Below are 13141 nucleotides of genomic sequence, written 5' to 3'. Positions count from 1 at the left end.
TACACTGGCCGGCGTACATTCCTTAACCAATCGATGAGATGACCGTGCTCAAAGCACTCAAGAAGATGTTCGGTAAAAGCGAGGCCGAGCAGCTCGCGCCTGTCGCCAGCGCGCCCCAGGCCCCGAACCGCGCCGATGCGCAGCAGTCGCGCCGGACCGCACCGCCGGTTGCGGAGGCGAAAACAACGCCGCCAACCGCCACCGCAGCCCAGCCTGTCGCGGCCCCTGCCCAGGAAAAGCCACGCAGCGAAGCGCCAAGGCCGCGCCGCGAACGCGCACCAAAACCGTCCGTCGTCGCCTGGAAGCTCGAGGACTTTGTCGTAGAGCCCCAGGAAGGCAAGACCCGCTTCCACGATTTCAAGCTCGCCCCTGAATTGATGCATGCCATCCAGGACCTGGGCTTTCCCTATTGCACGCCGATCCAGGCGCAGGTGCTCGGTTACACCCTCGCTGGCAAAGACGCCATCGGCCGTGCCCAGACCGGCACCGGCAAGACCGCCGCATTCCTGATTTCCATCATTACCCAATTGCTTCAGACCCCACCGCCCAAGGAACGCTATATGGGCGAACCGCGCGCGCTGATCATTGCGCCGACCCGCGAACTGGTGGTGCAAATCGCCAAGGACGCCGCCGACCTGACCAAGTACACCGGTCTGAACGTGATGACGTTCGTGGGCGGCATGGATTTCGACAAGCAGCTCAAGCACCTCGAAGCCCGCCACTGCGACATCCTCGTGGCCACGCCGGGCCGCCTGCTGGATTTCAACCAGCGCGGCGACGTGCACCTGGACATGGTCGAAGTGATGGTGCTGGACGAAGCCGACCGCATGCTCGACATGGGCTTCATTCCCCAGGTCCGCCAGATCATTCGCCAGACCCCGCCGAAAAGCGAACGCCAGACCCTGCTGTTCTCCGCCACCTTCACCGACGATGTGATGAATCTCGCCAAACAGTGGACGACTGACCCGGCCATCGTCGAGATCGAAGCCGAGAACGTCGCCAGTGAAAATGTGGAGCAGCACATCTACGCCGTCGCCGGTGCCGACAAGTACAAGCTGCTCTACAACCTGGTCAACGACAATGGCTGGGAGCGGGTGATGGTATTTGCCAACCGCAAGGACGAAGTGCGCCGCATCGAGGAACGCCTGGTGCGCGACGGCGTCAACGCCGCCCAGCTCTCGGGCGACGTGCCGCAGCACAAGCGGATCAAGACACTGGAAGGTTTCCGCGAAGGCAAGATCCGCGTGCTGGTCGCCACCGATGTGGCGGGTCGGGGCATTCACATCGACGGCATCAGCCATGTGATCAACTTCACCTTGCCTGAAGTACCGGACGACTATGTGCATCGCATTGGTCGCACGGGTCGTGCCGGGGCAGCAGGTGTATCGATCAGCTTTGCCGGCGAAGACGACTCTTACCAGTTGCCGTCGATCGAAGCGCTGCTGGGTCGCAAGATCAGTTGCGAGATGCCACCGACTCATCTGTTGCGGCCGGTTGAGCGCAAGCGGCCCTAACGTCGAGACGGACGCAACGCGTCCACTGAGGCATTCCCACGCAGCGCGTGGGAACGATCAGCGCAGCCAACACAGGCTGCGTTTTTTTTGCCCGGGGATATTGCTCGGATAAACTAAAAGTCCATAATGGACAAATTAGTTTACTCGAGACACCCGGAGTCTACGATGACCAATACGCCTCATGTCATGACCCAAGCCCAGGCCCGAGAACTGCTCGGGCACGTCGATGTGCTGGCAGTCCTGCGCAAGCTGTTCCGCGATCTTGCGGCCGGGCAAGCGGTGCAGCCGCCCCAGCAAAGGGTGGTGTTTCCCGAGGGCGCCGGGGACTTCATCAACTTCCTCGGTGTGCTGGCTCAAGACCAGGTCTATGGGGTCAAGACCTCGCCCTACATCGTGCGCGAGCAAGGGCCACTCATCACCGCCTGGACTTTGCTGATGTCGATGCAGACCGGCCAGCCGTTGATGCTGTGCGATGCCGCCGAGCTGACGACCGTCCGCACCGCCGCCACCACCGCCGTCGCCATCGATGCCCTCGCCCCGCACAACGCCAGGCGCCTGGCGGTGATCGGCAGTGGCGCGCTGGCGCGCGCCCATGTGCAGTACGTCAAGGGACTGCGGGATTGGCAAGGCATCAGTCTCTATTCGCCAAGCCTCAAAGAGCGCTCAACCCAGGATCTCGCGCAAATCACCGGGCTCGACCCGCGCCTGCAAATCGCCGACACCCTTGAAGCGGCACTGCACGACGCCGATGTGGTGATGCTCTGCACCTCCTCCGCCCGGGCAGTGCTAGACCCGCAGACCCTCGGCAAACCGACGTTGATCACATCCATCAGCACCAATGCCCCGCGCGCGCATGAAGTACCGCCCCAGAGCCTCAACGACATGGATGTGTTCTGCGACTATCGTCAGACCACTCCGGGCTCGGCTGGCGAGATGTTGATCGCCGCTGAACAGCATGGCTGGGAGCCTTCAAGCATTGTGGGTGACTTGCCCGATCTGCTGAGCGAACGTGCGGCGCGACCAAACTATGAGCGCCATGTGTTTTTCCGTTCCATTGGGTTGGGGCTGGAGGATGTTGCGCTGGTGAATGCGCTTTACCAACTTCTCGACTGACACACCCATTTTCCCTTGTGGGAGCGAGCCTGCTCGCGAAAGCGGTTTATCAGATAAATACGCGTGACTGACACACCGCTTTCGCGAGCAGGCTCGCTCCCACAGGTTCACGGAAACTCCCGGCAATGTGCTCGACAGGAGAACTTTATGATCTCAGCAGACTTCATCATCATCGGCGGCGGCATCGCCGGTGCTTCCACCGGCTACTGGCTCGCACCCCACGGCCGGGTCATTGTGCTTGAACGCGAATCCCATCCGGCCTATCACTCCACCGGACGCTCGGCGGCGTTGTACACCGCAGCCTACGGCACCCCTCAGGTACGGGCATTGACCCAGGCCAGCCGGGATTTCTTCGACGCACCACCAGCCGGGTTCTGCGTACACCCGTTGCTCACCCCGCGCGGCGAAATGACGGTGGACTTCATCGGCGACCCGGCCGAGCTTGGTAACCAATACCTCAGCGCCAAGGCCACGGTGCCGCAAATGCAATTGCTCAGCGCCGAAGAGGCCTGCCTGCGCCTGCCGATCCTGCGACGGGAAAAAGTCCACGGCGCGATCTACGACCCCACGGCTTGCGATATCGATACCGATGCGCTGCACCAAGGCTATCTGCGCGGTATCCGTCGCAGCGGCGGTGAGGTACACACCGACAGCGAAGTGCTGGACTTGATCCGCGACGACCAAGGGCGATGGCAGGTCAGGACCGCCAGCCAGACGTTCTACGCGCCGGTGCTGATCAACGCGGCCGGCGCCTGGGCCGATCAAGTGGCCGAAATGGCCGGCGCGCGCAAGCTGGGCCTGCAACCCAAGCGGCGGGCGGCGTTCATTTTCGCCGGCCCCGAGGGTGTGAATATCCACGACTGGCCGATGCTGGTGAGCCTCGACGAATCTTCCTATATGAAGCCCGACGCTGGCATGTTCCTCGGCTCTCCGGCCAATGCCGACCCGGTCGAACCACACGACGTACAGCCCGAAGAGCTGGACATCGCCATGGGCATCTACCAGATCGAAGAGGCCACCACCCTGACCATTCGCCGTCCGACCCGCACCTGGGCCGGATTGCGTAGCTTCGTGCCTGACGGTGATCTGCTGGCCGGCTTCGACCCACAAGTGCCCGGCCTTTTCTGGGTCGCGGCCCAGGGGGGCTATGGCATCCAGACCTCCCCTGCCATGGGCCAGGCAAGCGCGGCACTGGCGCGCGGTGAACCACTGCCTGAGCCTTTGACCCGTTTCGGCCTGAACGCCGCGATGCTATCGCCCACTCGCCTGGGTTGACCTTCGGTGAGGTGACGCATCGCCACGATTGCGGCACACTCCCCCGCGCCCCTGTTCCACGGGGCGCTGACCGTCTGGAGTCCTGTCATGAATGCCCCGCAAGCCAATCCGACACTCGATAACTTCCGCACTATCGCCGATGCCATCGCCACACTGTTCTACCCCCACGCGGAAGTGGTGTTGCATGACCTGCGCACCCAGAAGGTCGACTACATCGCCAATAACCTGTCCAAGCGCGAAATCGGCGATGACTCGTCCCTGGAAGACATGCTCAGTGAGGACGTCAGCGAACGTAACATCGGGCCGTACGAAAAACTGAACTGGGACGGACAGAAGATTCGCAGCCTCAGCAGCGTCCTGCGTGATGCCAACGGTCATCCGCTGGCGGTGCTGTGCATCAACCTTAATATTTCGCTGTTCGAGAATGCCAAGGCCGCGCTGGATCTGTTCCTGTCGCCAGGCAAATTGATTCCCCAGCCGGATTCACTGTTTCGTGATGACTGGCAGGAGCGGATCAACACTTTCCTGCACGCCTGGATGCGCGAGCGTCAACTGAGCCTGAACCTGCTGACCCGCGACCACAAACGCGAGCTGGTGTTGGCGCTGCATGCCGAAGGCGCGTTCAAGGGCAAGAGCGCGTCCAACTATGTGGCCAATGTGCTGAACATGGGGCGGGCGACGGTGTACAAGCATCTGAAGGAATTGAAGGGCTGAGGTTTTGGGTTGCCTGGCCTGACGCCATCGCGAGCAAGCTCGCTCCCCCATTGAATCGCTTTGCACACATATCTCGTGCACGACACAAATCCTCTGTGGGAGCGAGCCTGCTCGCGAAGGCTATCGATCAATCGCCGTAGATATCCGACTTGAAATACTTGGCCTGGATTTTCTGATACTCGCCATTGGCCCGAATCCCATCGATGGCCTTGTTCAAATCCGCCACCAATTGGGTGTTGCCCTTGCGCACCGCAATCCCGGCGCCCTCGCCGACGTATTTCGGGTCCTTGAGCTCCGGCCCGACGAAGGCATAGCCCTTGCCACGAGGCATCGACAGGAAGTCTTCCAAAGGAATGGTGTCGGCAAAAATCGCATCCAGGCGACCCGACGCCAGGTCCATGTAGATTTCTTCGTTATTGCTGTAGCGCTTGACCGTAACGCCCTTGGGCTCAAAGACCTCCGTGGCGAAACGGTCCGTGGTGGTGGCGCGCTGCACGCCGACGGTCTTGCCCTTGAGGCTGGCGTACTGGTCATCGACCGACGCCCCTTCCTTCATGACCAGGCGCGATGAGGTGAAGTAGTACTTGTGGGTAAAATCCACCGACTTCTTGCGCTCTTCGGTGATGGTCATGGACGACAGGGCCAAGTCGATCTTCTTCACTTTGAGCGACGGGATCAGCCCATCGAACTCACCCTCGACCCACTCGCACTTCACCTGCATCTGTGCGCACAAGGCATTGCCGATGTCGTAGTCAAACCCCTCGATTTTCCCCTCCGAGGTTTTCGAAGCAAACGGCGGATAAGCCGCCTCGATACCGATGCGCAAGGTTTTATCGGCGGCGAACAGGCTACTGGAGGCCAACAGACTCAAGGCCAGACCAGTGATGAGGGGGAGTTTCTTCATAATCGTTCTCTCGCGGGTTGTTGTTGGTTTGGCAGAGAAAGGCAGGTGCGACTGATTTTGTACTGATAAATCCATACTGGACTTTAATGTACACATCGTCAATTGGGGAAACAGGCGAAAGTGATGGGAGGCTACCGGCCTCATCGCGAACAGGCTCGCTCCCACAGGGGGATCTGTGTCAGACACAAACATTGTGTGCAACGAAGCGCCACTGTGGGAGCGAGCTTGCTCGCGATGCGGGCATAAGTATTGCGAAGAAACGACGTGGACTACTGCTTCCAGCGATCCGCCGCCGCATGATCACTGTCCCGCCCTTCGACCCAGCGCGGGCCATCGACGGTGTTTTCTTTTTTCCAGAACGGCGCGCGGGTCTTGAGGTAGTCCATGACAAAGGCGCAGGCGTCGAACGCCGCCTGGCGGTGGGCGCTGGCGGCGCCGACAAAAACGATCGGCTCACCCGGCTCCAAGGCGCCGATGCGGTGCAGCACTTCAAGCTTGAGCAATGGCCAGCGCTGCTCGGCCTCGATGGCGATCTTGCCCAGCGCTTTCTCGGTCATGCCCGGATAATGCTCCAGGAACATCCCGGACACATCGAGGCCGTCATTGAAGTCGCGCACGTAGCCGACAAAACTGACCACAGCACCCACGCCGACATTGGCCGCGTGCATCGCGTTGACTTCGCTGCCCGGGTCGAACGGTTCCACCTGTACCCGAATCGCCATGGCTCAGCCTCCGGTCACGGTGGGAAAGAACGCCACCTCATCGCCGTCCGCCACTGGCTCGTCGAGTTGACAGAGATCCTCGTTGCGGGCACACATCAGGTTTTGCTCTCTCAGCACTTCGGCGCCGTCACGCTGCGCGAGCAAGGCGCGCACGTCGTCAATCGTGGCGAAACCGCCTTCCACCTTAACCGAGTCCACGCCGAGCGCTTCGCGGTAGCGAGCAAAAAACTTCACAGTGATTTTCATGATGCATCCGCCTGGAAATGACCACTCTTGCCGCCAAGCTTTTCCAGCACCCGCACGCCTTCGATGGTCATGCCCCGGTCCACGGCCTTGCACATGTCATAAATAGTCAGCGCGGCGACGCTGGCGGCGGTGAGCGCTTCCATTTCCACTCCGGTCTGCCCCGACAGTTTGCAACGGGCAACGATACGTACCCGGTCCTCGCCTTCAGATTTGAGCTCGACCTTGACGCCGGTGAGCATCAGCGGGTGGCAGAGCGGAATCAGGTCGCTGGTTTTCTTCGCAGCCTGGATGCCGGCGATGCGGGCAACGGCAAACACGTCGCCCTTGGGATGGCCGCCACTGACGATCATCCGCAGGGTATCGGGCAGCATTCGCACAAAGGCTTCAGCCGTGGCTTCACGGAACGTCACGGCCTTGTCGGTCACGTCGACCATATTGGCGCGACCTTGGGAATCGAGATGAGTCAGCACAGGGTTACTCCTGATCAGGAGCGTCGATTGTAAACCCGTGGGTCAGATTCTGGCAGGGCTGATTGTCGTGCCCGTAATTTGCAGACACTGAAGATCCTTGGTGGGAGCGAGCAGGCTCGCTCCCACAGGGTTATGTGGTGCATGGAAGAACCGGGCGACGGTGAGGTCGCCCGGTTCGGCTGGTGTTACAGATGAGACTCAGCGTATTCGGCCAGGATCGAGCGCGGTACGCCTTGCAGGGTGATGTGGACCCCGTTGGGGAAATCCTTGAAGCGTTCGGTCAGGTAGGTCAGCCCGGAGCTGGTCGCGGACAGGTATGGGGTGTCGATCTGTGCCAGGTTACCCAGGCACACCACTTTGGAACCGGCGCCGGCACGGGTGATGATGGTTTTCATCTGGTGCGGCGTCAGGTTCTGGCATTCGTCGATCAAGATCAGGCTTTGCTGGAAGCTGCGGCCTCGGATGTAGTTGAGGGATTTGAACTGCAACGGCACTTTGCTGAGGATGTAGTCGACGCTGCCATGGGTGCTTTCGTCATCCATGTGCAAGGCTTCGAGGTTGTCGGTAATCGCGCCCAGCCACGGCTCCATTTTTTCCGCTTCGGTGCCGGGCAAAAAGCCAATCTCCTGGTCCAGGCCCTGCACGCTGCGGGTGGCGATGATGCGCCGGTAACGCTTGCTGACCATGGTCTGCTCGATAGCAGCGGCCAGGGCCAGGATGGTCTTGCCGGAACCAGCCGCACCGGACAGGTTGACCAGGTGGATATCCGGATCGAGCAAGGCGAACAGCGCCAGGCTCTGGTAGATGTCACGAGGCTTGAGGCCCCACGCCTCCTGATGCAACAAGGGTTCCTGATGCAAGTCGAGGATCAGCAGTTTGTCGACCTGGATTTCCTTGATCCAGCCGACGAAGCCTTGTTCGTCGATGATGAATTCGTTGATGTGCACCGCCGGCAGATTGTCGATCAATTGCACCTGGTGCCAAGTGCGGCCATGGTCCTGGCGGGTTTCGACCTTGCTCACGCGGTCCCAGAAAGAGCCGGTCATCGTGTGGTAGCCGTTGGGCAGCAGCGACACGTCGTCGACCAGCTGGTCGGTGCTGTAGTCCTCGGCCGCGATCCCGCAGGCGCGGGCCTTGAGGCGCATGTTGATGTCTTTGGTCACCAGCACCACGGCCTGATCCTTGTTGCGCGCGTGCAGGTCGATCAATTGGTTGATGATGATGTTGTCGTTAAGGTGTTCAGGCAGCACCAGGTTGGGTTCGGTGCGCTTGCTCATCAGGATCGAGAGCAGGCCCTTGGGGCCGCTTTTGCCACGTTGGATCGGTACGCCGAGTTCGACGTCCTCGGGAGAGGCGTCCCCCAGGGTCTTGTCGATCAGGCGGATCGCCTGGCGACATTCGGCCGCCACGCTGTGATGCCCACTCTTGAGCTTGTCCAGCTCTTCAAGGACGGTCATCGGGAGGGCTACGTGGTGTTCTTCGAAGTTCAGGAGCGCGTTTGGATCGTGGATCAATACGTTGGTATCGAGTACATAGAGGATTGGCTGGTTGGAGGAAGGGCTACGTCCGTGGTCATCCATACTCGGTCACCTATGTGGGGGCCATTCGACGCAATACCGTGACAGTGCTGCGCCTCGAGGTAGCCACCGAATTCACCCGCGAGGATTCAGGTGAACTGCACACAATCTGGGTCTTGGAAGACGCCACCTGTGTTGCAGGTTTCGGCGGTCTGACTTCTTGATACTCCAAAACACATGACAGGAAAAAGCACTTTGACGCTTTTTTGAAGTTTATTTTTCAGAGTGACGAATAACCCTTGGCGTACCGCTGTCGCACCGTTAAAGTCGGAAGTCGGGTCGCACCGAATGCATGCCAAAAAACCCGCCCCGCCCAATGTTTCCGGGCCTTTCCCATCTTTCAGCGAAACGCGTCCTGACATTCCTCCCAGCCGATCCCGCTCTGCGCCGTTTGCGCTACGAGCCAGGGCAGTGCGATTTTCACCGCATCCTGCTTGGCGTTGAAGTTGATCACGCCATGGCGCCACAACAGCATCAAGGTCAGCGCCCGCTGGGCACTCTGTTCGGGCTTGAGGCGGTTGGTGCTGTCCTGAGGATCGATATCCCACAGCGCCACTTGCAGGCCCTGTGCCTGGAAGAATGATTGCGCATCGCCCCGGCGTTGGCCTTGGGGCGGGCGGAACAGCGGCACGAAATTCTCCGGCAGCTTGCCCTTGACCAGGTCGACACTGCGCCGCACCGAGTCTTGCCAATCCTGCCAATAGCTGTGAGAGCGAAACTCCCAGCCCTGCACACCGACGCATTGCCTGGAATAGAGGCTCTGCAGATCATTGACCGAGCGATCCGCCAGCCGCGCCTGGATATCCTTGCCGAGAACGAAGAACGTACCGTTCATGTTCGATTTTCGCAGGTATTCGGTCAGCCACGGGGTGTTATCCGGCGCGATGTTGGCGCCGCTGTCGAAGGTCAGCAAGAACAGCCGGTCGTTCATCTGCTCGCCGTTGCGCTCGTAATCGCCGAAACGCTCGATTTCACTGCTGACCTGGGGAAACAGCGCCGCCTTGCGCAACAACTCGTCCCGATAGTGGGTATGGAAGGTCCGGCTCGGCTCGGCCCACTTGATGTAGTAGGAATTATCATCGAGTTGGAACCTGCCCGCTTCTTCTCGCAGGGTCGCCATGTTTTCCACCAGATAGCAGAAGGAGGCATCCAATTCACAGCTTCGCTGGGCAAAGTTGTAACTCGATAGCAGACGCTGCCACAGCCGTGTGCGCAGCGCGTCGACCGCCGCCATATTGACCGAGCGCAGCCCAAGGTACTGCTTGAGCGCCACTTCATCCATGGCATCGACGTCCAGCAATACCCGGGCGAACATCAGGATCTCGGCGCGCGAGGCAACATCGAACAGCGTCGGATTGGTGAGTTGCTCAGGCCAGGTGCTGCGGTCCAAGGTGGCGACGTCGTTGGGTGCGGCGATCGCAGCGAAACTCAACAACCAGGCCGACAATAGAAGGGCGATACGCAAAGGGGATGTCTCCATAACGAAACCCGCGCGGCATGATAGCTGATCCTTCTTGGAGAACCTGCCTTTGTGGCGAGGGAGCTTGCTTGCTCGCCACAAAGGCACCACCACCATCCATCCCCTATCACCCCAATAGCTGGAGTCCACCCGGACAACCCCCTAGAATCGCCGCACCCTCAAAGGAGACGTCTGCATGCTGATGGTGATTTCCCCCGCCAAGACCCTCGATTTCGAAACACCGCCGGCCATCGAGCGCTTCACCCTGCCGCAATACCTTGACCACTCCCAGGAGCTGGTCGAGCAACTACGCGAACTTTCGCCGGCCCAGATCAGCGAACTGATGCACGTTTCCGATAAGATCGGCGGCCTCAACGCAGCACGGTTCGGCAGTTGGAACCCGGCGTTCACCCCCGCCAACGCCAAACAGGCATTGCTGGCCTTCAAAGGCGACGTCTATACCGGCCTCGATGCGCAAAGCCTCGGTGACGCCGATTTCGATTTCGCCCAACAGCACCTGCGCATGCTGTCCGGTTTATATGGCCTGCTGCGCCCCCTGGACCTGATGCAACCTTATCGCTTGGAGATGGGCACGAAACTGGCCAATGCCCGGGGCAAGGATCTTTACGCCTTCTGGGGCACCCGCATCAGCGAATGGTTGAACGAAGCCTTGGCCGAACAGGGTGACGACGTGTTGTTGAACCTGGCCTCCAATGAATACTTCTCGGCGGTTAAACGCAGTGCCCTGAAGGCACGGGTGATCGATACCGAATTCAAGGACCTCAAGAACGGCCAGTACAAGATCATCAGCTTCTACGCGAAAAAAGCCCGGGGCCTGATGAGCCGATTTGTCATCAAACAACGCATTAATAATCCCACTGCACTAAGGGAGTTTGATGTGCAGGGTTATCGCTACAACCCCGAACAATCCACCCCGGAAAAACTGGTCTTCTTGCGCGACCACGCCCCGCAATAACGCAATACCTCTTTCAGGCCCCGATAAGGGGCCTCGATCACTTCGCTAGATGTCATCCCGATTCCCCTCCCTACTTGCCACTTTCTTGGCGCCAATAAAACAAACACACACCGCGCTAACTTTTCTTTCACTCGACAAATGTCAGATTTTTCCGTAGTGGCACGGAAATTTTTCATCAGTAGTGGCACAAAACTATCTACCCCCCTCAACTCCCCGAAACTAAAGGCTAAAAACGCGAGTGCTATCACTATGAGGGCAGTGCCATCTAGGCAGATATTTCGAAAAATTTCGAAAATGGCGATGAGCGGATCGGAACTATGTCAAAACGCACGGCTCATACCACCCGTAACGATTCTCGCCGAGGATGTACGAGATAACTTACGTGGCACGTCGTCCGGAGTAACAGAGTTGTAACGACAACTTAGCGAAACGGTCGTCTAATTGGATCCACCCTGAAGGACGGGAGATAATGCACCATTAGTATCCCCTACAAGGCCAAGGCCGCGCCCCTATTAACGTGCTCCCCCGAGCACACAAGCTTCTGATTTTGTGGGCTTTTTGCCAGGAGTCTGAAGTGAAGGATCTTTTGCACCGACGTCCCGCCAACGAGGACTGGCTGCATAACAGGGCAGGTCATAACAACTAGGCCGCTTTGCGCACAACTTGAGTGCAATTATTTAGACACTCGGAACTTTGTATGCCTGCACACGGCACTGTGGCGCCTGCATTCCACACTTCCGAGTGCACGATGACCGCTGAACACTATTAACTCCGGCCATTTAATGGCGTGAAAACAGAGGTAAATGCGATGCGCATTAGCATATTTGGTTTGGGTTACGTCGGTGCAGTATGTGCCGGTTGCCTGTCTGCACGGGGCCATGACGTAGTTGGCGTAGATGTCGCCAAAGACAAAATCGACATGATCAACGCGGGTAAATCCCCGATCGTTGAACCGGGTCTTGGCGAGCTGTTGGCGCAAGGCATTCAAACAGGTCGGTTGCGTGGTACTACCAACTTCGCCGAAGCAATTCGTGATACCGATCTGTCGATGATTTGCGTCGGCACGCCAAGTAAGAAGAATGGCGACCTGGAACTGAACTACATCGAAGCAGTGTGCCGTGAAATCGGTTTTGTACTGCGCGAGAAAACCACCCGCCATACCATCGTGGTCCGCAGTACCGTACTGCCAGGCACCGTGGCCAACGTCGTTATCCCGATCCTCGAAGATTGCTCCGGCAAGAAAGCCGGCGTTGATTTCGGCGTTGCGGTCAACCCTGAGTTCCTGCGCGAAAGCACCGCGATCAAGGATTACGACCAGCCGCCAATGACCGTCATCGGCGAGTTCGACAAAGCCTCGGGCGACGTCCTGCAATCGCTGTACGAAGAACTCGATGCGCCGATCATCCGCAAGGACATCGCCGTCGCCGAGATGATCAAGTACACCTGCAACGTGTGGCACGCCACCAAGGTCACCTTCGCCAACGAGATCGGCAACATCGCCAAGGCTGTCGGCGTCGATGGCCGTGAAGTAATGGACGTGGTCTGCCAGGACAAGGCCCTGAACCTGTCCCAGTACTACATGCGCCCAGGCTTCGCCTTCGGCGGCTCGTGCCTGCCCAAGGACGTGCGCGCCCTGACCTACCGTGCAGGCTCCCTGGACGTGGAAGCACCGCTGCTGAACTCGCTGATGCGCAGCAACGAATCCCAGGTTCAGAACGCATTCAACATCGTATCCAGCCATGACAAGCGCAAAGTCGCCCTGCTGGGCCTGAGCTTCAAGGCCGGCACCGATGACCTGCGTGAGAGCCCGCTGGTAGAGCTGGCGGAAATGCTGATCGGCAAGGGCTACGACCTGCGCATCTACGACAGCAACGTCGAATACGCCCGTGTCCACGGTGCGAACAAGGATTACATCGAGTCGAAGATCCCTCACGTCTCGTCCTTGCTCAACTCCGACTTCGACGCGGTGATCGACAGCTCCGACATCATCATCCTCGGCAACCGCGACGAGAAGTTCCGCGCGCTGACCGAGAACGTACCGGAAGGCAAGCAGGTCATCGACCTGGTTGGGTTCATGTCCAAGGCCACCTCTGCGAATGGCCGGACCGAAGGCATCTGCTGGTAAGTCTGTTAGCCGGCCGGGGCTCGCCCCGGCCGGCCTTTCGCCTGCC

12 protein-coding genes are annotated in these 13141 nt (G+C 59.4%); 6 read left to right on the top strand and 6 right to left on the bottom strand.

The genetic code is table 11. The annotated features are described in order from the left end of the window. The first annotated feature begins 38 nt into the window (after window positions 1–38). From rhlB to J3Q04_RS05195, 4 genes are all read left to right on the top strand, one after another. A complete protein-coding gene (gene rhlB / locus J3Q04_RS05210; RefSeq protein ID WP_420765380.1) occupies window positions 39–1514 on the top strand; it encodes an ATP-dependent RNA helicase RhlB in 1476 nt (491 codons plus the stop codon). Window positions 1515–1679: 165 nt separating this feature from the next. Then, on the top strand, window positions 1680–2627 hold the full coding sequence (locus J3Q04_RS05205) for an ornithine cyclodeaminase family protein (protein ID WP_434607606.1): 948 nt from the start codon (window positions 1680–1682) through the stop codon (window positions 2625–2627). Window positions 2628–2774: 147 nt separating this feature from the next. Then, window positions 2775–3902 (top strand): NAD(P)/FAD-dependent oxidoreductase, encoded by a 1128-nt coding sequence (locus J3Q04_RS05200; RefSeq protein WP_434607608.1) that lies wholly within the window; start codon window positions 2775–2777, stop codon window positions 3900–3902. An 87-nt stretch (window positions 3903–3989) separates the two neighbouring features. After that, entirely contained in the window at window positions 3990–4616 is a 627-nt protein-coding gene (locus tag J3Q04_RS05195; protein ID WP_420765383.1) for a helix-turn-helix transcriptional regulator, read from the top strand. A 127-nt stretch (window positions 4617–4743) separates the two neighbouring features. On the opposite strand, the gene J3Q04_RS05190 is transcribed toward J3Q04_RS05195, so the two are convergent. From J3Q04_RS05190 to J3Q04_RS05165, 6 genes are all read right to left on the bottom strand, one after another. Next, entirely contained in the window at window positions 4744–5520 is a 777-nt protein-coding gene (locus tag J3Q04_RS05190) for an ABC transporter substrate-binding protein (protein WP_434607610.1), read from the bottom strand. Between the two features lie 269 nt (window positions 5521–5789). Continuing rightward, complete coding sequence (gene moaE / locus J3Q04_RS05185; protein ID WP_420765385.1) at window positions 5790–6242, bottom strand: molybdopterin synthase catalytic subunit MoaE; 453 nt, start codon at window positions 6240–6242, stop codon at window positions 5790–5792. Window positions 6243–6245: 3 nt separating this feature from the next. Then, entirely contained in the window at window positions 6246–6488 is a 243-nt protein-coding gene (locus J3Q04_RS05180) for a MoaD/ThiS family protein (RefSeq protein WP_434607612.1), read from the bottom strand. Beyond that, window positions 6485–6958, bottom strand: a complete 474-nt coding sequence (moaC, locus tag J3Q04_RS05175) for a cyclic pyranopterin monophosphate synthase MoaC (protein ID WP_434607614.1) — start codon at window positions 6956–6958, stop codon at window positions 6485–6487. Before moaC ends, J3Q04_RS05180 begins: the two co-directional genes overlap by 4 nt. Window positions 6959–7143: 185 nt before the next feature. Continuing rightward, entirely contained in the window at window positions 7144–8538 is a 1395-nt protein-coding gene (locus J3Q04_RS05170; RefSeq protein ID WP_030139644.1) for a PhoH family protein, read from the bottom strand. A 337-nt stretch (window positions 8539–8875) separates the two neighbouring features. Further along, window positions 8876–10000 (bottom strand): polysaccharide deacetylase family protein, encoded by a 1125-nt coding sequence (locus J3Q04_RS05165; protein ID WP_434564142.1) that lies wholly within the window; start codon window positions 9998–10000, stop codon window positions 8876–8878. Between the two features lie 190 nt (window positions 10001–10190). Here J3Q04_RS05165 and yaaA point away from each other — a divergent pair, with 190 nt between their 5' ends. Then, window positions 10191–10970 carry a peroxide stress protein YaaA gene (yaaA, locus tag J3Q04_RS05160; protein ID WP_434607615.1) on the top strand — a complete coding sequence of 260 codons (780 nt, stop codon included), beginning with the start codon at window positions 10191–10193 and terminating at the stop codon, window positions 10968–10970. 808 nt (window positions 10971–11778) lie between these two features. After that, a complete protein-coding gene (locus tag J3Q04_RS05155) occupies window positions 11779–13095 on the top strand; it encodes a nucleotide sugar dehydrogenase (RefSeq protein WP_434607617.1) in 1317 nt (438 codons plus the stop codon). The last annotated feature ends 46 nt before the right edge of the window (window positions 13096–13141 follow it).

The sequence above is a fragment of the Pseudomonas sp. D4-21 genome (assembly GCF_051132125.1).
Taxonomy (GTDB): domain Bacteria; phylum Pseudomonadota; class Gammaproteobacteria; order Pseudomonadales; family Pseudomonadaceae; genus Aquipseudomonas.
This window is presented reverse-complemented; position numbering and strand designations above follow the sequence as displayed.

Excerpts from the sequence above, each read along its gene's own strand:
- rhlB (WP_420765380.1), top strand. The coding sequence starts at position 39 with ATGACCGTGCTCAAAGCACTCAAGAAGATGTTCGGTAAAAGCGAGGCC.
- J3Q04_RS05205 (WP_434607606.1), top strand. The coding sequence starts at position 1,680 with ATGACCAATACGCCTCATGTCATGACCCAAGCCCAGGCCCGAGAACTG.
- J3Q04_RS05200 (WP_434607608.1), top strand. The coding sequence starts at position 2,775 with ATGATCTCAGCAGACTTCATCATCATCGGCGGCGGCATCGCCGGTGCT.
- J3Q04_RS05195 (WP_420765383.1), top strand. The coding sequence starts at position 3,990 with ATGAATGCCCCGCAAGCCAATCCGACACTCGATAACTTCCGCACTATC.
- J3Q04_RS05190 (WP_434607610.1), bottom strand. The coding sequence starts at position 5,520 with ATGAAGAAACTCCCCCTCATCACTGGTCTGGCCTTGAGTCTGTTGGCC.
- moaE (WP_420765385.1), bottom strand. The coding sequence starts at position 6,242 with ATGGCGATTCGGGTACAGGTGGAACCGTTCGACCCGGGCAGCGAAGTC.
- J3Q04_RS05180 (WP_434607612.1), bottom strand. The coding sequence starts at position 6,488 with ATGAAAATCACTGTGAAGTTTTTTGCTCGCTACCGCGAAGCGCTCGGC.
- J3Q04_RS05170 (WP_030139644.1), bottom strand. The coding sequence starts at position 8,538 with ATGGATGACCACGGACGTAGCCCTTCCTCCAACCAGCCAATCCTCTAT.
- yaaA (WP_434607615.1), top strand. The coding sequence starts at position 10,191 with ATGCTGATGGTGATTTCCCCCGCCAAGACCCTCGATTTCGAAACACCG.
- J3Q04_RS05155 (WP_434607617.1), top strand. The coding sequence starts at position 11,779 with ATGCGCATTAGCATATTTGGTTTGGGTTACGTCGGTGCAGTATGTGCC.